General features: G+C 41.5%; 20 protein-coding genes. All 20 read right to left on the minus strand.

Translation table 11 applies throughout. The features are described from left to right. Positions 1-5: 5 nt before the first annotated feature. Complete coding sequence (gene yabN, locus QSJ37_RS08840) at positions 6-1,469, minus strand: bifunctional methyltransferase/pyrophosphohydrolase YabN (RefSeq protein WP_285754818.1); 1,464 nt, start codon at positions 1,467-1,469, stop codon at positions 6-8. Then, complete coding sequence (locus QSJ37_RS08845; protein WP_285754819.1) at positions 1,466-3,058, minus strand: putative polysaccharide biosynthesis protein; 1,593 nt, start codon at positions 3,056-3,058, stop codon at positions 1,466-1,468. Before QSJ37_RS08845 ends, yabN begins: the two co-directional genes overlap by 4 nt. 163 nt (positions 3,059-3,221) lie before the next feature. Then, positions 3,222-3,758: a stage V sporulation protein T gene (spoVT, locus tag QSJ37_RS08850; protein ID WP_285754820.1), complete on the minus strand. Its 537-nt coding sequence runs from the start codon at positions 3,756-3,758 to the stop codon at positions 3,222-3,224. Between the two features lie 187 nt (positions 3,759-3,945). Continuing rightward, positions 3,946-7,479: a transcription-repair coupling factor gene (gene mfd, locus QSJ37_RS08855; protein WP_285754821.1), complete on the minus strand. Its 3,534-nt coding sequence runs from the start codon at positions 7,477-7,479 to the stop codon at positions 3,946-3,948. Between the two features lie 191 nt (positions 7,480-7,670). Further along, complete coding sequence (gene fin, locus QSJ37_RS08860) at positions 7,671-7,901, minus strand: anti-sigma-F factor Fin (RefSeq protein WP_012748827.1); 231 nt, start codon at positions 7,899-7,901, stop codon at positions 7,671-7,673. A 64-nt stretch (positions 7,902-7,965) separates the two neighbouring features. After that, positions 7,966-8,526 (minus strand): aminoacyl-tRNA hydrolase, encoded by a 561-nt coding sequence (pth, locus tag QSJ37_RS08865; RefSeq protein WP_285754822.1) that lies wholly within the window; start codon positions 8,524-8,526, stop codon positions 7,966-7,968. A 64-nt stretch (positions 8,527-8,590) separates the two neighbouring features. Beyond that, the gene (locus tag QSJ37_RS08870) at positions 8,591-9,223 is read right to left on the minus strand and encodes a 50S ribosomal protein L25/general stress protein Ctc (protein WP_285754823.1); all 633 of its coding nucleotides are present in this window, start codon (positions 9,221-9,223) and stop codon (positions 8,591-8,593) included. A 92-nt stretch (positions 9,224-9,315) separates the two neighbouring features. Further along, positions 9,316-10,263, minus strand: coding sequence for a ribose-phosphate diphosphokinase (locus QSJ37_RS08875; protein ID WP_285754824.1), 948 nt, complete (start codon positions 10,261-10,263; stop codon positions 9,316-9,318). Positions 10,264-10,276: 13 nt separating this feature from the next. Next, positions 10,277-11,656 (minus strand): bifunctional UDP-N-acetylglucosamine diphosphorylase/glucosamine-1-phosphate N-acetyltransferase GlmU, encoded by a 1,380-nt coding sequence (gene glmU, locus QSJ37_RS08880; RefSeq protein WP_285754825.1) that lies wholly within the window; start codon positions 11,654-11,656, stop codon positions 10,277-10,279. 127 nt (positions 11,657-11,783) lie between these two features. Continuing rightward, complete coding sequence (spoVG, locus tag QSJ37_RS08885) at positions 11,784-12,074, minus strand: septation regulator SpoVG (RefSeq protein ID WP_003247437.1); 291 nt, start codon at positions 12,072-12,074, stop codon at positions 11,784-11,786. A gap of 168 nt (positions 12,075-12,242) precedes the next feature. Next, positions 12,243-12,617, minus strand: a complete 375-nt coding sequence (locus QSJ37_RS08890; protein WP_062677415.1) for a RidA family protein — start codon at positions 12,615-12,617, stop codon at positions 12,243-12,245. 26 nt (positions 12,618-12,643) lie between these two features. Further along, positions 12,644-13,468: a pur operon repressor gene (purR, locus tag QSJ37_RS08895; RefSeq protein ID WP_012748821.1), complete on the minus strand. Its 825-nt coding sequence runs from the start codon at positions 13,466-13,468 to the stop codon at positions 12,644-12,646. A gap of 55 nt (positions 13,469-13,523) precedes the next feature. Then, positions 13,524-14,393: a 4-(cytidine 5'-diphospho)-2-C-methyl-D-erythritol kinase gene (gene ispE / locus QSJ37_RS08900; RefSeq protein WP_285754826.1), complete on the minus strand. Its 870-nt coding sequence runs from the start codon at positions 14,391-14,393 to the stop codon at positions 13,524-13,526. Positions 14,394-14,598: 205 nt separating this feature from the next. Then, complete coding sequence (locus QSJ37_RS08905; protein ID WP_041269542.1) at positions 14,599-14,778, minus strand: small, acid-soluble spore protein, alpha/beta type; 180 nt, start codon at positions 14,776-14,778, stop codon at positions 14,599-14,601. 104 nt (positions 14,779-14,882) lie between these two features. Beyond that, positions 14,883-15,140 carry a biofilm formation stimulator Veg gene (gene veg, locus QSJ37_RS08910; RefSeq protein WP_285754827.1) on the minus strand — a complete coding sequence of 86 codons (258 nt, stop codon included), beginning with the start codon at positions 15,138-15,140 and terminating at the stop codon, positions 14,883-14,885. A gap of 206 nt (positions 15,141-15,346) precedes the next feature. After that, positions 15,347-16,231 carry a sporulation peptidase YabG gene (gene yabG / locus QSJ37_RS08915; protein ID WP_285754828.1) on the minus strand — a complete coding sequence of 295 codons (885 nt, stop codon included), beginning with the start codon at positions 16,229-16,231 and terminating at the stop codon, positions 15,347-15,349. Positions 16,232-16,350: 119 nt separating this feature from the next. After that, the gene (gene rsmA, locus QSJ37_RS08920) at positions 16,351-17,226 is read right to left on the minus strand and encodes a 16S rRNA (adenine(1518)-N(6)/adenine(1519)-N(6))-dimethyltransferase RsmA (RefSeq protein WP_285756086.1); all 876 of its coding nucleotides are present in this window, start codon (positions 17,224-17,226) and stop codon (positions 16,351-16,353) included. Next, positions 17,219-17,782, minus strand: coding sequence for a ribonuclease M5 (rnmV, locus tag QSJ37_RS08925; protein WP_012748815.1), 564 nt, complete (start codon positions 17,780-17,782; stop codon positions 17,219-17,221). The genes rsmA and rnmV overlap by 8 nt, the downstream gene beginning before the upstream one ends. A gap of 240 nt (positions 17,783-18,022) precedes the next feature. Then, complete coding sequence (locus QSJ37_RS08930) at positions 18,023-19,243, minus strand: G5 and 3D domain-containing protein (protein WP_285756088.1); 1,221 nt, start codon at positions 19,241-19,243, stop codon at positions 18,023-18,025. A gap of 200 nt (positions 19,244-19,443) precedes the next feature. Next, positions 19,444-20,214: a TatD family hydrolase gene (locus tag QSJ37_RS08935; RefSeq protein ID WP_285754829.1), complete on the minus strand. Its 771-nt coding sequence runs from the start codon at positions 20,212-20,214 to the stop codon at positions 19,444-19,446. Positions 20,215-20,320: the final 106 nt, after the last annotated feature.

Below are 20,320 nucleotides of genomic sequence, written 5' to 3' on the forward strand. Positions count from 1 at the left end.
CCCCTTTACCATCCTTTTTCTTTTGCCTCTTCCCAAAAACGGTCTAACTCTGCAAGCGACAACGATGTAAGCGCTACGCCGCGCTTTCTCGCCTGCGCTTCTATATAGGAAAAGCGCTGATAAAATTTTTTGTTTGTTGAATGCAACGCTTCCTCTGGATTGATGTCATAATAGCGGGCAATATTGATAAGCGCAAATAAAATATCGCCAAATTCGCTAATGAGACGAGAACGGGTATTTTGTTCCGCCAACGTCTCTCGCTTAAATTCGGCAATTTCTTCTTCTACTTTTTCCCACATCGGTTTGACATCGTCCCAATCGAACCCTACTTTTGCCGCCTTTTTTTGAAATTCATACGCTTTTAAAATATTTGGCAAGCTTTTCGGAACGGCATCAAGCAAGGAATTAGAGCTGTCTTTCTTTTCTTTTTCTTTAATCCGTTGCCAATTTTCTACAACCTGTTCTGCATTTTCAACGATAATGTCACCAAATACATGTGGATGGCGGCGAATCATTTTTTCTGTAATCCCGCGAATGACGTCATCAATGGAAAACATTCCTTCATCTTCACCAATTTGCGCATGAAGCATGACTTGCAAGAGCACATCGCCAAGTTCCTCGATCATATGTTCATCATCATTTTCATCGATCGCTTCAAACAGTTCATATGTTTCTTCAAGCAAATATCGTTTGAGCGATTCATGTGTTTGCTTGCGATCCCACGGGCAGCCGTTCGGCCCTCTTAATGTCGCAATGACGCGCCGCAACGTTTCAAAACGGTGATAAAGCAGTTTCTCCTCACGAACAGGCGGGACATATACACTCGTTAAATTGTTCAATGTCACAGCGCGGTCCAGCTCGTATAATGGAATTTTCGTTACTTTCTCTTCCTTGCTTCCCGCCGCTGTTACGATGTAGACAGGATAATCATCAGGAAGCTGCTCCATTAATGTCAATTTCACCTCAGAGGCAATAAACGAATCGTATACTTGGCAAAAAATCGTATGCTTTGTTAATTGCCATTCATCTCCTTGAAACGATGTGGCGTCAATAAGCTGAAACCCTTCGATCGGATCAATTTTTAACGTTGTAAACAAAGCATCTAAAAAGCTTTGGCCTCCCTCGATGACGACGCGGCATTCCTTTCGCCGCTCTGCTTCTAACAAAAGCTGCACGGTCTTTTCTGCCACAAGCGGATGACCAGGAACGGCATAAAATATATCACGTTCTTTTACTTGTTCCAATAAAATGGCCGTCATTTCCTCATATACGTCTTCAAATTGTTCATGTTTTTCGTAAATGGAGTCAAAGGATGTAAACGAAACTCCCTCGTCCTCTAACGCAGCGACAACCGGATGTTCCTTTGTACGTAAAAAAAGCGGAGAAGCCGTCTTTAACTTTCGATATACACCTAACGGCAGCTGCTCAATGTCGCCAGCGCCTAAACCGAAAATATAAATCGTATTCATCGTCCATCACCTGTTTCTAATAATAAACGTAGTTTGTTTCCAAATGGGAAAAATGATAATTCTTGTTGTGAGAATACATTTCCTTTTATGACCATTATAATATACGTAGCGCCTCCAAGCAGCACTCCGACTAGCGCTTCACCAGTCGCGAACAAGCGGCTGTCGATCCACCTTTCTGCAATCATTGTGTATAACTGCAAAACAACGACCATCGCTATCGCTGATTTCATAACAGGATATAAATACGTTTTCTTTCGAAAGCGAATATGTAACTTTCGTTGCAACATGACATACAAAAAGCATGCCATTGCGGCATAAGACAACGTCGTAGCAACGGCTGCACCGGTTGTTCCAAATAAAGGTATTAATAGCCAATTGCATGCAGTTTTTCCTGCTACCGCTACACATACTCCCGCTACTGCAATCCATTCATACCCCATGCCTTGCAATAACGCCGAAAGCGTAAGCGCTAATGTCGTAAAGAAAATCGAGGCAGCCAAAATTGCCAGCGGAAGTGAACCAAGATCATTTTCAAATAACATCACGTTCACAGGACGGATGAGACACATCAATCCTAATGCAGCTCCTAATCCGATGACAATGGCGATGCGTAATGACAAATCCGTTTTTTCATAAATAAATGGTTCGTCATTGCGTTTTCTCGCTCCGGAAATGAGCGGAACAAGCGTCAGCGAAAAGGAAGTGGCAACCACGGTGCCAAGCTGGATCAAAGGTTGTCCACGATCGTAAATTCCCTTCCATATTTTCGCTTGTTCGAGACTTTCCTTGCCGCGTTCAACAAGCAATGATAATAGGGAAAAAGAGTCCACCAGTTGAGTGAGCGTTAATACCGTGTTTGTAACACAAATAATAAACCCTTCGATGAACAAATAAGAAACAATGCGCTTTGTATCCGCGCTTTTCACTGCTATATGTATTTTCCCTCTATTTTTTCTTCTCATCCAATACGCTGTCAATAAAAGAAGTGCGGTCAATCCCCCGGCGAATGCACCAAACATTGCGGCTGCTCCAGCTTCATATGCGTTGCGTCCGCTTTTGATAAACCAATACGACAAGAAAATAATCGTTGTTACACGTACAAACTGTTCTCCAACTTGAGAAACAGCGGTTGGAATCATATTGTGATTACCTTGAAAATAACCGCGCAACAAAGCGATAAACGGAAATAGTAAAAACGAAAAAGAAAGGAGGCGAACAAGCGGCGCGAGTTCCCCATCTCCCATCCATATCGCGATTTGTTTCGCTCCTATATAGAGAATAGAAAAAATAAGCAAGCCGAGCGAACATAAAAACAAAAGCGAAACTTGCAAAACAAAAATAACACCTTTTTCGTCATGTTCTGCTGCACGCTCTGCCACTAACTTTGAAATGACAATAGGATAGCCATATAACGCTAACGACATGACAATGCCGTAAATCGGATAAACTTGTTGATAAATATAAAAACCGACATCACCAACAATATTTTGATACGGAATGCGATAAAAAGCGCTCAATATCTTCGTCACAAAGGCGGCAATGGTTAAGACGGCCGCCCCCCTCCATATTCTCTCTTCCGGCGATCTCATCGCGTTTCTCCTTCCGCATGTTGGATTCTCCCCACGAGTCTTATCGATGGTTTCTAGTAATTGCAGTATTCCACACGTCAAACTTATAACGTTTGCTATTATAACGCAAAAGAAAAAGGCAGCATAGCAGGCTGCCTTTTTATTCATGTTTTTTTATTGTCCACTATTGCTCCATTTGTCGAGCTAAGAAGCTAGCAGCTGTTTCGACTGCTTTATGTTCTACTTCACCAAGCACTTTATCTTTTGATAAAATGACAACGGCGCCAATCGGGTCTCCGTTTGCTACAATCGGTCCAATTGTATACGATTTTAACATTTCGGAAACTCCGTCAACGAGTTCGGCTTCTCCTTCTTCTGTGTGAAGGACAGAATTTCGTTCTTCCATCGCTTTTTCCACTAATGGACCGACATTTTTGTTCAAATATTCTTTTTTAGAAACACCCGCTACTGCAATAAAAGCGTCTCTGTCACAAATCAACACAGGCTGTCCTAAACTGTCAAACAACGCCTCTGCATATTCTTTTGCAAAATCACCTAATTCACTAATTGGCGAATATTTTTTTAAAATAACTTCGCCGTCACGGTCAACAAATATTTCAAGCGGGTCCCCTTCTCGGATACGCAACGTTCTTCGAATTTCTTTCGGAATGACAACCCTTCCTAAATCATCGATTCGGCGAACAATACCAGTTGCTTTCATCTACAGATGCCCTCACTTTCACCTAGGATTTGAAGAATACACCGATGAATCCTTGTTATGGAGAATTCACCATTGCTGTGATTAGTATCCTTCATAATCCCAGTTATATACGTGATGAAAGTGATTTTTTCAATTTTAGATAAAATTACCCATCATTCATTATCGACAATCTTTTAGAAGCATAAACTTATGCAATAATTGATTTTTCATCTTTTACGCCAGAAAGCTCTTTTAACGTTTCGTATAAAATCATTAACCATTCTTGTGGCTTGAACTCTTTAATGTATAAAACAATTTTTAATTTGGAACCTTCCATTCCAAAACCAAATAAGCGACCGTATTGCCCGCCGATTTTCGATAAACGCTGAATTTCCACATCTTTTGATGCGTTCTCATCGAATAAAATTTCAATTTGCTGTTTCTGTTGTTTAATCGATTCTACTCCTATTTGTTTCGCATATACTTTAATTTCCGCAATTTGGAATAAATAAGCAACTTCATCCGGATATTCACCAAAGCGGTCAAGCATTTCATCCCGCAATGCTTCCACGTCTTCCATCGTTTCCACCGCTTTAAAACGCTTGTACATATCAATTTTTTGTAACCCGTCAGAAATATACGTATCTGGAATATAAGCGTCGACTTCTAAATCAATCGTTACTTCAGGTTTTGCTTCTTCCTGTTTGATTCCTTTTCGTTTTTCGATTGCTTCTTTTAACATTTGTGAATATAAATCAAAGCCGACAGAATCAATGAATCCATGTTGTTCCGCGCCTAATATATTCCCAGCGCCGCGAATCGATAAGTCACGCATCGCAATTTTAAACCCTGAGCCAAGCTCGGTAAATTCTTTGATTGCTTGTAAACGTTTCTCAGCATCCTCATTGAGCACTTTATCTTTCCGATACGTAAAATACGCATAAGCAACGCGATTAGAACGTCCGACGCGACCGCGCAGCTGATACAATTGCGATAATCCCATACGATCCGCATCATAGACAATTAATGTGTTTACATTTGGAATGTCAACACCTGTTTCAATAATCGTCGTTGTGACAAGCACGTCATACTGGCCTTCTAAAAACGCCAACATCGTGGACTCCAACTCATTTTCTGACATTCGCCCGTGCGCATAAGTAACACGCGCTTCCGGTACGAGCTGTGAAATTTCTTCCGCTTTGGCATCAATATCTTCGATACGATTGTATAAGAAAAAGACTTGGCCATCTCTTGCCAGCTCTCGTTCAATAGCCTCTCGTATAAGTTCAGGGGTATATTCCATCACATACGTTTGCACCGGGAAACGATTTTCTGGCGGCGTTTCAATAATGGACAGGTCACGCACTCCGATCATGGACATATGCAACGTTCTTGGAATTGGCGTTGCCGTTAATGTCAACACATCGATATTTGCCTTAAGTTGTTTAATTTTTTCCTTATGGGTGACGCCAAACCGCTGCTCTTCGTCAATAATGAGAAGCCCTAAATCTTTAAACTGCACATCTTTCGATAATAGACGATGCGTGCCGATGACCATATCAATCGTTCCGTCTTTCAGCCCTTTGATCGTTTCCGCCTGCTGTTTTCTCGTCCGGAATCGATTTAAAAGTCCAACGTTAATCGGAAATCCTTGAAACCGCTCCCGAACTGTTTCGTAATGCTGCTGTGCTAAAATCGTCGTCGGTACAAGAAACGCGACTTGTTTTCCGTCCATAATCGCTTTAAACGCTGCCCGCAGCGCAACTTCCGTCTTTCCGTAGCCAACGTCGCCGCAAAGAAGACGGTCCATCGGCTTGTCGCTCTCCATGTCGCGTTTAATTTCCTCAATCGAACGCAGCTGATCTTCTGTCTCCTGATACGGAAACGCTGCTTCAAATTCCCGCTGCATTTCTGTATCCGGGGAAAACGCGTATCCTTTGCTTGCTTCACGTTCAGCATAAAGCTTAATTAAATCTTCCGCGATATCTTGGACGGACGATTCAACTTTCTTTTTGACTTTTTTCCATTCGGACCCGCCTAACTTATAAATTTTCGGCTCTTTTCCTTCTGAACCAACGTATTTTTGTACTTGATCAATTTGATCCACAGGCACATATAACGTATCGCTGCCCTGATATTGAATATGGATATAATCTTTATGGACACCGTTAATCTCTAATGTTTCGATTCCCAAATATTTACCGATACCGTGGTTGACATGGACCACGTAATCGCCAACTTGCAGCTCCGAATAACTTTTAATCCGCTCCGCATTCGACAATTTTTGGCGGCGAATTGGTCTTTTCGCCCGCTTTTTAAACAATTCTTCTTCTGTAATCACAGCCAGCTTTTGCATCGGCAGCTCAAATCCTGTATTTAAATCTCCCTCGAGCATTTGATATTTGCCGTGCATCAGCATTGCTTCATCGCTTAGCGGGGCGACATCGATTTCGTAATCTTCAAACACCGATTGCAGTTTTTTCATCCGTTCCGCATTCGGTGCTAAAAATACAACAGCATAATTCGCTTTTTTCCATCTCTCTAGCTCAGACTTAAGTAAAGACATTTGTCCGTGGAAGTTTTGCATTTGCTTGCAGGAAATATTGACAATGTTTTCTGGATGTGTATGCGGGACATGACGTAGAAAAATGGATAAATAAATCCGCTGTTTTGGATGTTTTTGTAATAATTCAGAAAAAGAGTGAGAAATTGGAACATCATGGATGATTTTTCCCTCGCTAAGTAAGCTTGTATACCATTCTGCTTCTTCTTTATCTAAACTTTCTGCCATCTCTTGTAATCTGCTCATTTCATCCATCAACAATATTCCATTTTCCGGCATGTAATCTAGCAAACTAGCAGGCTCGTTATAAAAGAGCGCCGTATATTTATATTGTTGTTCAATTTCCTGCCCTTGTTTTAACTGCTCAAGCTCTGACGACACATGTTCTAGCAATAATTGTTTGGCTTTCTCATCTTTTAATTTGTTGAGGCTTTCCGCTAATCCTGCTTCAATTCGTTCGATTCCCCGCTCCAGCATCTCCCCGTAAACAATCATTTCATCAGCAGGTCCAATGGTTACTTGTTGTACTTCATCGCGGGAACGCTGATCATCCGCGGTAAACGTACGAATCGATTCGATTTCTGTATCAAATAGCTCAATCCGATATGGAAATTCTGCCGTTAACGGATAAATATCAATAATACCGCCGCGAACGCTAAACTCCCCAGGGGTTGACACAGTTGCAACACGCTTGTATCCCATTTGTACGAACCGTTGCTTATAATGTTCAACATCTATATGATGATGAACCTCCAATGTCAACATATGATCTCTCCATAATGACACAGGAGGAAGTAGACGTCGTAATCCGGCAACAGGACAAATGACAACACCTTTGTTATGTTTCAGCCAATAATTCATCACTTCTAAGCGCTGAGCCTTTAATTCTGGACTGGCTATCGCCATTTCTGCAGCAATTACTTCGTTTACTGGATAAAGAAATACCTCTTCCGCCCCAAGCAGTTGAACAAGGTCATCATATATTTTTTGTGCTTGAAACAAATTATGTGCAATCACTAAGAGCGGCCTCTCTGTTTCTCTATATAACGACGAAATGAAAACAGACCGGGCAGAGCCGGATAACCCGACGACAAGCTGTTCTTTCAACCTAGCTTTCACGCCTTCGATAATGGAACGGACATCTTGATTCTCAACAAAATAGCGATGCAACGAAAGCACCCCTATTCTCCCTCCTCTCAACAAAATAAAAACGTAAACCGTTTTTTTATTTCCCGCTATTATATCTATTATATCCGTCTATTTTGCGCGCAAATGCGCGCATTTTCAATAAAGTGATCGTAATGGACAAAGTTTTTTCAAGTGTAGGAAAGATAAAAAAATACAAAAATGCTTTGGTTGCCCAAAGCTTGCTAATGTATAAATTTCTCATATTGATGTAGTTCCGGATTTCTCGTCAGCGCCTCTTGACAATCCTCACAAATCGTTTTTACGTGAATATCACCATTCGGTTGATACGAAATCATCTCCAATCGTTCTTCCTCTGTCAAATGGTGAAATCCTAATTGTTCGCTATATATGGAGACTCTATCAATCGTCCCTATTTTTGTTCCGCAATGCCGGCAATAATAATGTAATGCCATTGCAACAAACCTCCTAATGGGCGTATTCCATATCTTCATTTTGCACCAATTAGGAGGAAAATATTCATGCGTTAAATTCATTCATCACTTGCAGAAATGGCGTCGCCACTGCTTTTTCACACGCATCCGCCGCGCGTAAAATCGCTTCCATTACCGCGTCGCTTTCTTCTTTAGTAAAGCGGCCCAACACATAATCGGTTACCTTTTGCCCATTTGCCGGGCGCCCAATCCCGATGCGAATTCGTTTAAATTCTTGCGTGCCTAGGTGATGAATTAATGATTTAATGCCGTTATGTCCACCGGAGCTTCCCTTCATGCGAAGGCGAATTTTTCCAGGGGGAAGGTCAAGATCGTCGTATATGACAATGATATCATCGACATCAATGTGATAGTAATCCATTAACGGTCGAACACATTCCCCTGATAAATTCATATATGTCAGCGGCTTACATAATGCCACTTTTTCTCCGGAAATGACGGTGGAGGCCATCATTCCATGAAATTTTGTTGTTTGAAAGGAAGTATTCCAGCGCTTGGCAAGCTCGTCAATTACCATAAATCCAACGTTATGCCTCGTTTTTTCATATTCCTTTCCTGGGTTTCCAAGCCCGACAAATAACTTCAATACTCGGTCTCCTCTCTTTGAGATGATACTACAAAAGACGTAACCGAAAACGGTTACGTCCGAATTATGACTCTGGAGTCGTTTCCCTTCCCTCTTCTGCATCAGGATGACCAGGTTCTTGCTGTTCGCCGCTATGAATTTCTTCCTCCTGTTGTGGCGGCAAGATCGTCGCAATCACTTCAGAAGGATCATCGATAATTTCGTATTTTCCGTCCGTGTTAATATCTCCCACCGTAACCGTATCGCCTATTTGAAGGTGCGAAATGTCAATATCAATCGACGGTGGAATATTCGCCGGCAATACGCGGATCGTTAATTGATGCAGATTTTGTTGCAATACGCCGCCGTCTTTTTCTCCGGCAGCTTCGCCGATTAAGCGTACATCAACATCAATATCTACTTCTGTCGACATGTCTACTGCTTGAAAATCAGCGTGAATAATATTGCCGCGCAGAGGATCTCTTTGGATCTCGCGCAACAGGACGGAATAATCTTTTTCGCCTATTTTCAGCGTCATTAAGCTATGGCGCCCACCTTCACGGATCGTTTTTTCAAGTGCTGCGCCACTAACAAAAATCATTTTATTGTCAATATTTTTCCCATATAATATTCCAGGAATATTTCCTTGTAAACGAATGCGTCGAAGTGTGGAATGTTTTTTATCTGGGCGTTCTTTTGCTTCTAGTACTACAGCCATGTTTCCTCACCTTCCTGATTAGAATTTTAGAATCAATTAGAACCTAATTGATACTTTATCCTAAAACAAGAAGGTCTAAACATGCTTTTCCATTAATCAAACAACACACTGACAGACTTCATTTCATATACGCGTGTAATTGCCTCCGCAATAAGCGGTGCAACTGACAGCTCTACAATTTTATCAATTTTCTTCTCTTCTGGCAACGCAATTGTATTCGTTACAACAAGTTCTTTAATTTTTGAATTTTGAATGCGCTCAATTGCCGGCCCTGACAATACTGGGTGTGTACAGCATGCATATACTTCTTTCGCTCCATTTTCCACTAGAGCGTTCGCAGCTAACGTGATTGTTCCAGCTGTATCAATAATATCATCAATTAAAATCGCTGTCTTCCCTGCTACTTGTCCGACGATATTCATCACTTCTGCCACATTCGGCTTCGGTCGGCGCTTATCAATAATCGCAATCGGCGCTTTTAAACGGTCAGCAAGTTTTCGTGTCCGCGTTACTCCTCCATGGTCTGGAGAAACGACAACAACATCATCAAGATTTTTATTTTTAAAATATTCAGCTAAAATCGGAACTCCCATTAAATGATCAATCGGAATATCGAAAAATCCTTGAATTTGCGGCGCGTGCAAATCAAGCGTAATGACGCGGGACGCTCCTGCTGTTTCTAAAAGATTTGCCACTAATTTTGCTGTAATCGGCTCGCGGGAGCGGGCTTTTCGGTCTTGACGGGCATACCCGTAATACGGCATCACAATATTAATCGTTTTTGCGGAAGCGCGCTTTAACGCATCAATCATGATTAATAATTCCATTAAATGCTCATTGACCGGGACGCTTGTCGATTGAACAACGAAAACATCATCACCACGGATGCTTTCTTCAATGTTGATTTGGATTTCCCCATCGCTAAAACGGGAGACGGAGCATTTGCCTAACTCAATCCCCATTACTTCCGCAATTTCTTCCGCCAATTTCATGTTAGAATTTAACGCAAACAGTTTTAGTTTGTGGTGACACTCAGACATTGATAAACCTCCATTAAGAATTTTTCTTGATCGAAAGACGATCCACATAATTCTCTTTATTTACCTGCCGCGCGCGGGCAATCGATAACGCGTTTTCTGGAACATCATCCGTAATCGTGGAACCGGCGGCAACATAAGCGCCTTTTCCAATCGTCACAGGAGCAATTAAATTGGCATTGCAGCCAATAAACGCCCCATCTTCAATTTTCGTTATATGTTTATTTTTCCCATCATAGTTTACCGTAATCGATCCACAGCCAAGATTAACGTTGGCGCCGACTTCCGCATCGCCGATATAGCTTAAATGCGACGCTTTGCTTCCTTTTCCAAATGTTGATTTTTTCACTTCGACAAAATTTCCGATGCGGACCTCATCATCGATTTTCGACGATGGACGAATATGGGCAAACGGTCCAATCGTGACATCGTTCCCAATTTCGCTGTCATGGGCAACGGAATGACGAATCGTTGTGCCGTTTCCAATCCAACAATCTTTAATTTCCGAGTTTGGTCCAATCGTACAATCTTCACCGATTACCGTTTTTCCTTCAATGACCGTACCCGGATAAATCACAGTGTCACGGCCGATTCGCACCTCAGCGGATATATACGTATGAGCAGGATCAATAATTGTTACCCCGTTCATCATATGTTTGCGACAAATCCGCTCGCGCATAATTTTTTCTGCTTCAGCGAGGGCAACACGGTCGTTTACCCCGATCGTTTCTTCAAAAGATGGAGCTTTGTATGCGGAAATGATACTGCCATTTGATTTTAAAATTTCAATGACATCAGTTAAATAATATTCGCCTTGTGCGTTATTGTTTGATACATGTGTAAGCGCTTCAAACAAAGACTTGTTATCGAAACAATATGTCCCTGTGTTAATTTCCTTGATGGCACGTTCTTGTTCGCTTGCATCTTTATGTTCGACAATTTTCTCAACATTTCCATGAGCATCGCGAACAATGCGGCCATATCCGGCAGGGTTATCTGCAACTGCTGTCAAAATCGTTGCTTTTGCATTGGTCGCAAGATGATGATCAAGCAAAGCTTGCATCGTTTCAGCAGTAATTAACGGTGTATCTCCGCATACAACGAGCGTTACTCCATCTTTTTCCTGTAAATAAGGGGCTGCCTGCATAACCGCGTGCGCCGTTCCTAATTGCTCTTGCTGAAAGGCATATTCGCTTTGGTCGCCAAGCTGCGCCTTTACTTGTTCTGCTCCAAATCCAACAACCGTAATAAGCTTTTCTATTCCCAGCTGTAAAACTTGGTCCACCACATGCTGGACCATTGGCTTGCCGCAAACAGGGTGCAATACTTTATATTGCTTCGACTTCATCCTTGTCCCCTGTCCAGCCGCCAATATGACCGCATATCGTTTTACCATATATAGGCCTCCAATTACCTTTTTATCCATAATTGAATATATCTCAATTAGTAGTGTATTTCAAGGAAACATTCATTTTTCCAAAAAAAAGAGCCTGTTCATTTAGAACAGACTCTTTTCCATATTTTTATGAAGCACCAGCTTCTTCAAGTTCTTCTTCCAATTTACCTAAACGGTGATACTCAGCTAATATTGCCTCTTGAATTTTTCCGCGCGTGGCTGAGTTAATCGGATGTGCAATGTCGCGAAATTCTCCATCTGGAGTGCGCTTGCTTGGCATTGCGACAAACAATCCGTTATTGCCATCGATGACGCGGATATCGTGGACAACGAATTCGTTATCCAATGTGATAGAGGCAATGGCTTTCATACGTCCTTCGGTATTTACGCGGCGTAATCTTACGTCAGTAACTTCCATTATGTTCACCACCTTTTCCCTATATCAGACTTGATTATTCTTATTCCACATGTTTTCTCTTTTTCCTTCTTTTTTTGAAAATTTTTTATAATAAAATTACCTAATAAAATTACCTAGTACACAACTAAGCATCCTTGACTGTTTAGGGAAAAGGCAGGTGGTGTAATTTTATCGAATCAACGCGACTACTTCAATTTCGACAAGCGCGTCTTTTGGCAGTCTCGCCACTTCCACGCACGAGCGCGCCGGTTTATGGTTAGTGAAATATTCACTATATACTTCATTCATTGCCGCAAAGTCATCCATGTTTTTCAAAAACACCGTCGTTTTGACTACTGTATCAAGCGATGCGCCAGCCGCTTCCAAAACGGCTTTTAAGTTTTGAAATACTTGATGTGTTTGTGCTTTTATGTCGCCTTGTACCATCTCTCCTTCAGGAGTGAGCGGAATTTGCCCCGAGCTGTAAAACATGTTATTGACGATAATTCCTTGCGAATACGGACCGATCGCTTGCGGCGCTTTATTCGTTTCTACCTTTTTCATTTTGTTTGCTCTCCTTTCTCGTTTATCTATTCCATAAAATGAATATAATTTCCTGCTTTTACGGTAATTTGTTTTTCTTTAACATCGACAGAAGATAATTTTACGAGCGAAATATATTCATCAACAAGTCGCTCTTTCGTTTCTTCCGACTCGACAAGAACACCGATGCCGGAAAGTTTGGCGTTAAATTCATTTAATAAATTCACCATGCCGTTTACCGTTCCGCCGGCTTTCATAAAATCATCGATGATTAACACATTGGCTCCTTCGGCTAAACTCCGCTTGGCTAGCACCATCGTTTGAATACGTTTAGAAGAACCGGAAACATAGTTAATGCTGACCATCGACCCTTCTGTCACTTTATTGTCATGGCGGACAATAACGACAGGAACATACAAAAAATGAGCTACCGCATAAGCAAGCGGGATTCCTTTTGTTGCAATCGTCATGACGACATCCACCGGCCGGTCGGCAAAAATGGACGCATATAGACGGCCGATTTTGTTCACAATACGAGGGTCGCCAAGAATATCCGTCATATACAAATATCCGCCAGGCAACAGCCGATCTGGGCGTGATAGTTGCTCACATAAATATGTAACAATCTCTTCCGCTTCCTGTTTCGACATTTTCGGAATATATTGCACTCCGCCCGCTGCGCCTGGCAATGTTTTGATCGTTCCGATTCCTTGCTGTTCAAACGTTTGTTTAATAATGGCTAAATCCTCACTAATCGATGACTTCGCCGATTCATAACGATCTGCAAAAAAAGTAAGCGGAATAAGCTGATGAGGCCGTTCGAGAAGATAATGGGTCATATCGACTAAACGGCCGCTGCGCCTTAACTTCATAGAGGCCCTCCTAAAACCGAATGTTTTAAAGTAAATATACCAAAAATGTACGTATTTAATCAAGTGAATGGCGTTCGCCTAATATACGGACAGCAAACACTTGATCACAAAAACCGCGGAGTCCGTTATAAATTCGCTGCAATCTTGAATCGTGCTGGACTAACCCGAACACCGTCGGTCCGCTGCCGCTCATCAATACCGCGTCTGCTCCAAACCGCTTCATTTGCTCTTTAATATGCGCTACTTCTGGATATTTTTTTAATGTTACTTCCTCTAATACGTTTCCAACCAGTTTACAAATAGCCGCATAATCTTGGCGATAAATCGCCTCTACCATTCCGTCCACATCCGGATGCTGAATCTCATCAACCTTTAAATTTCGATACACTTCAGCAGTAGAAACACCGATCGATGGTTTGGCCAAAATAACCCAGCATGGCGGTGGAGCAGGAATCGGTGTAATTTTTTCGCCCCGCCCTGTTGCAATCGCGGTTCCACCATAAACGCAAAATGATACGTCAGAACCGATTTTTGCTCCTAGTTCTGCTAACTCATCCAGTGTAAGGCCTAAATTCCAAAGCTTATTTAAACCTCGGAGCGTCGCGGCGGCGTCGCTACTTCCTCCCGCCAGCCCCGCCGCTACTGGAATATTTTTTGTAATAGAGATCGCTATGCCTTGTTTAATCGCAAATGTATCTTTCAATAACTTTGCAGCCTGATACGCCAAGTTGCGGTGGTCATCGGGAACGAATCGGTTTTTTGAAATAATTTGTATGGTATCATCCATTTGTGGAATTAATTCGATCCGATCTGCCAAATCAATCGTTGTCATGACCATTTTCACTTCATGATACCCATCCGGCCGCTTATGTAACACGTCCAATGATAAGTTGATTTTTGCTGGCGCTTTGACTAACAACCTCAAACGTTCCACCTACTTTAACGACTTCAAACTTCTCATAAGATCTATTTACCATATTAGCATAAATGATGTGTGTTGCTGAACAAAAAGAAAAATATATTTCCTCTGCCAATGTTGAACAAATATGGAAAACGATATCAAACAAAAGCCGAAGCGATGCTGCTTCGGCTGTCGCGGTCGTTTTTGTTTTCCTTTACACAAGTTTACGCTATTTCATGTTCTCGGCTAGCTGTCGTTCCGCTTTTTCAATCGCTAATTTCACCATATTTCCAGCATCTTTCGCGCGGATCGCGCCCCATCCTTCTCTTTGAACGACATCATAGAAGCCTAATTCTTTCGCCAACTCTTCTTTAAAGCGCTGCGACATAATTCCACGACGTCGACCCAATGTCAACAGCCCCTTTCAACCACCGCGACAGTTTTAGTATGAAAAAAAACGCATATCTTTATGTTCACCTATTTATGACAAAACAAAAAGCAGCAAACAAATGTCTACTGCCTACCCGCTTGATCGTCATCTAAAAACGTCAATTGTACTGTTTCTGTTAACACATCAGCGTAACTAAACGATACCCGTTCAAACGCATTTTCTTTTTGGTCGAGTTCAATGACAAATACCGATGGATACGTTTCAGCTAAAATTCCGCATCGTTCAATCGTTTTTCTTCGCCCGCCGTTTGCGCGCAATGTCAAACGTCTGCCGATATTAGAATCCAACGCTTTTTTAATATCGGATAAAGTTTTTGGCATTCGCTATCCACCTCACTGTTTATAATTATAACAAAGTTCCCTTTCAAAGTCAAAAAAATTAAAATTATATCAGTGTTTTTTCGTTACTGTCAATGCATATTTTTCTACAAAATCCTTCTTTATTATGTATATTATGGTTTTTTATGTGAAAAATATGTATAAATTGTAGAAAAAATAAGAAAACCGCCTTTTTGATGGCGGCTCTGTTAATCGCTCATTTCACCAATGGAACGAAAAGGCATTCCCGTGCGCAATACTCCTTTCGTTTCTACTCCTCCAAGTCCTTTTTCTCCAGTTAATGTATTGCGAAGTACATCCCAAACATCTACCGTTTCCATAAAAGGGGTAAAACTAATTCTCGAGACGACATAAACTGGGTCAAGCGCATGAATGTTTACGCGTGCGGGGGAGCTGGCAAAATTCGCCCCGGCGCGAATAAGCGATTCAAAATGGGATTGACACGCCCCCGCAAAAATAATCAGCTGGTCAAGATGAGGAACTTTTTTACGTGCTTCTTTTACTGTTTGTACAAAATGTTTTGAATGGCGATATGCCTTTAAATCCGTTACTTTTCCTTTTGACTTGGAATAAGAATCATGGCCGGTAATCACTAAAATATCAGGGCGGAATCGTTCAAGAAGCTCACCGACTTTTTCAGACATTTCGCTTTCATCACAATAAATTCCGTATACCGGCACTCCGATTCGTTCATATAAATCTAAACACTTCCGCAAATATAAAGGGTCACCGTCCAAATGAAGGACGCGCCCTGGAATTTGAAAAAAATCTTTTTCCGTTCGGTATCCTCCCGTCGCCCGGTACTCTGTTTTTTGCTTCATTACATGGTAATCTTGCCGGAATAGCTTATACGATTGTTCTATAAGCTCTATTTCCTTTTTCTTTCTTTCCTGCTGTTCCCGTTCACCAATAATGACTAAATCACTGCATGGGGCATCGGCAACCAGTCTGACATCTTCGCCATATAAAGTCGCTTCTTTTTCCCCATCTTTTTCTTTCACATCTATTACACGAAACAATAAATCACAGTTATACGACTTTCTTGCAACAATATCGCCGACCTTAACGTCCATCACCATTCACTCCATTAAAACAAATTGTTTACTTAAGTAACATATGCACATCTCGACAATAGGTGATAGACATAGGTCTTTTCTTTCCCAAACCAACCAAAAAAGTGCTTACATACCGTTTATAAAACGTGCCGCAGCGCATTGCTAAGCGCGGCAAACTCCTCCATTGTCAGCGTTTCTCCGCGGCGGCGCGGGTCAATGTCTGTCTCTGTTAAGACACGCTCTATTTGCTCTTTCATCGCTTTTCCGTTTGGCAAATTGTTTACTAAATTGTTTAAAATCGTTTTCCGGCGCTGCGCAAAGCTTGCCCGCACCACTTGAAAGAAAAACGCTTCGTCTTCCACTTTAACAGGCGGCTGCTTTCGCTTTATTAACCGAATAACGGCAGAGTCCACGTTTGGCTGCGGGATAAACACCGTTCTTGGGACGGTCATGACCGTCTCCGCTTCTGTATAATATTGAATTGCAATCGACAACGAACCGTAATCTTTCGTTCCCGGCTTTGCGGCCAGGCGGTCCGCCACTTCTTTTTGCAACATAACAACCATGCCGCGAATCGGCAAGCGATCTGTCAATAGCTTCATAATAATCGGTGTTGTGACGTAGTATGGCAAATTTGCCACTACCATAATATCGGTCATGCCGGTAAATTCTTCGGAGATCACGCGGTGAATATCCGCTTTTAAAACATCTTGATGGATAATATGGACGTTTCTATACGGCGATAATGTATCCTCTAAAATCGGCAAAAGCCTCTGATCAATTTCAAACGCGACTACCTTTTTCGCACGACGTGCTAGCTGCTCCGTTAAAGCACCGATTCCAGGACCGATTTCAATCGCTCCTGTTTCGTCCGAAAGCTCGGCAAAATCGACAATTTTCCGCAAAATATTGGTGTCAATTAAAAAATTTTGTCCTAAACTTTTTTTAAATGAAAACCCATACTTTTCCAGAATTTCCCGGGTTCGCCCCGGTGTGGCAATGTCTTTATTCATCATTTGCTTCCTCCTGCAATACTTGCTCTAATGCTGCATAAAATGTTTCTTTAGAGATTTGAAATACTTGCAATCGCTTATAAAGCTGCTTTCCGTTTGTATATCCTATTTTTAAAATTTCACCTAAATGTTGGCGCCGCTTTTTCGCTAATTCTCCACCGATTAAACCAGCAGCAACGAGTTCATCAAACGTAATCTCTTCCTTCCACTCTGTTGTTTCCTCATACACGTTTTTCAACGCTTGACGGATATCTTCCACAGACGCATGTTCTACGCCAATTCCTTTCCCATTTTTCGCAATAGCCGCTTTTCTTGGCAAAAAAGCATGTTTGCAGCCTGGGACACGCTCTGTAATCGTTTTGCGAATTTTTTCACCTGGAAAATCAGGGTCCGTAAAAATAATTACGCCACGTTTTTCTTTTGCTAATTTAATTCGTTCAATCGTTTCTTCACTAATTGCCGACCCGTTCGTTTCAATGGTATCTGCATCAACGGCGCGCTGAATCGCCACTGTATCGTCTTTTCCTTCCACAACAATAATTTCTTTAATCTTCATCACTGTTGCGCAGAAATCGTTCACTCATTCCACAAGGAATAAGTCTTTTTTCCTATTTCTGCGATGCCCCCTTTCCTGTAAAATAACTGTTGAAAGAGTTTTTTGCTGCTAAAAATGTTAATTTATTTTTTTAAATAACTGAAACTTTTTTCGATTTTTTTCGTCTAGATGAGTAGGAAAATATCTTTCTTCATTATAACGAAAAAGCAGAGGGCAAAAAACCCTCCGCATCCTTTTCCTTTATTGAAGAATTCTCACTTTCACACGCTTTCTACCCCAACGAAGTGCATCCGATTGCTTTGGAATAAACACGTCAATTTCATAACCATTAATACCTGATCCTGTATCAGCAGCTATAGCATATCCGTATCCTTCTACGTACACTTTTGATCCAAGCGGAATAACGTTTGGATCCACTGCGATTACTTTTGCAGAAGGATTTGCACGCAAGTTAATTCCCATTCTCGTTGTTCCTGAACATCCTTGACAATAAGCAGTATAGGCGCTAGCAACAACATAAATTTCTCGCGCTGCATGCTTTTGACCGCGCGATACGGTCTGAACAGAGCGGCTTTGCGTATGGGCAGGCCGGCTTTTAGCCACTTTCGTACCGATAGCAACAATCCGATTTTTACTTTCTTTTATCATCTTTGTCTCAATTAATTTCCGCGATACTTCTTTTCCATTTTCGAGCACTACTTCATACTTTTTCGAAACTCGCCCTTTTTCTCCAGGGCTAATAATACGTTGTTCTCCTTTTGGCAATTGTGCATCTTGTCTAGTGACGACTGCAAAGTCAACTGTTTCTTCCACTACATCGGTGACTTTTTCAACTTTAATCACTTTTACGACCATATTTTCTTTTAGTTTGTCTTGTAAAGATGGCTCTACACGGTCGAGTTCATCTAATTTTACATTTTGTTGTTTTAAAAAGTCAGCGACAGTAGTCGAAGTTGCCCACACTTGTTGCTGTTTACCGCCGACATTTAATTGAACTGGGAATGCCTTTTCTATGTTGACTTTCATTCCCTTTTTAATTTTTGTATTTGGTGCTGGGGCAATTTTGTCGTGCTTTTCGATTTTAATATGTTGTGAGTTTAATAGCTCGGCAACGTTCTTTGCAGTCGTCCATATTTCTTGTTTTTTTCCATCTACTGTCAAAGTGACTTTCTTGCTCGCTTCCCAAACGATGTTTAAATCATCTGTAATCGGCGTATCTAACGATGGATAGACGCGATCTTCTTTCCTTGGCTTAATATTTTGCTCCTGTAATACTTCTTTTACCGTTTTTGCATGAGTACGAATCTCTTGTTTTTTTCCGTTTGCCGTTAGTGTCACATCATCTTTGGCTATTTCGTACCCAGCAAATCCCGTTGTCGCTGACAAAGCTATAAAACTACTAGCAGTAACAGTGAAATTTTTCCTCAATGAACCGGAAATCCTCTTCATATTGGGTAACATCATGCAAAACGCCTCCTTCTCTCGCTAATTTCCCCTCTCCCTCTAACATGTACGCTTAAACACACTCTATTATGCAGAAAATTCAGTTAAAAGGGAAGGAAGACTTGTCGACAGTTTATATTATGTAATGTTCTAAATTTGTAGAACTTTTTTTACTTCGATCATATTAGACAAGTCTCCTTACCATTTGACAAATAATTTTAGCGATGGATGCCGAATAATCTTTTCGCATTCTCTGTCGTCGCTTTTGCTACTTCCTCAAAGGAAATACCTTTAATCTCGGCGATTGCCTCCGCTACATATTTGACGTAGCTCGGTTCGTTTCGTTTTCCGCGGAAAGGGTGAGGCGTTAAATACGGACAATCTGTTTCAATCAATAAATGCTCAAGCGGAATTTGCGCCGCTACTTCCTTCGGCTTTTTCGCATTTTTAAACGTTACCGGACCGCCAAGGGAAATAAAGAAGTTCATATCAATGCATTGCTTCGCCACTTCTACACTTCCGGTAAAACAATGCATAATTCCACCCACTTCGGCGGCATTTTCCTCTTTTAAAATTTGTAATACATCCGCTGTTGCTTCCCGATTATGGATAATGATCGGCAGTTTTACTTTTTTCGCTAAAGCGATTTGCCGCCGAAATACGTCATGTTGTATTTCCTTTGGTGATTTATCCCAATAATAATCTAAGCCCATTTCTCCTAACGCCACCACTTTTGGATGGGCAGCCAACTCTTCAATCATGTTTAAATCCTCATCTGTCATATCGATTGCATCAACGGGATGCCAACCGACGGAAGCATAAATAAAATCATATTGCTCCGCTAGCTCTATCGCCCGCGCAATCGTAGGGCGGTCAAAGCCGACGACGACAATATGAGAAACTCTTTCACTAAGAGCGCGATCAATCACTTCTTGTAAATCATCATTATATTGAACGGCATTTAAATGCGCATGTGTGTCAAAGAGCATAACAATAACCCCTTTTCTACCTTGATGTTAAGTGTAACATAGAAATCCATTACATATATCACAAGTTGTTAACATTTACTTTACAAAATGACAACAAAGAGGTGTC

It is taken from the genome of Parageobacillus sp. G301 (assembly GCF_030268025.1).
Taxonomy (GTDB): Bacteria; Bacillota; Bacilli; order Bacillales; family Anoxybacillaceae; genus Parageobacillus_B; species Parageobacillus_B toebii.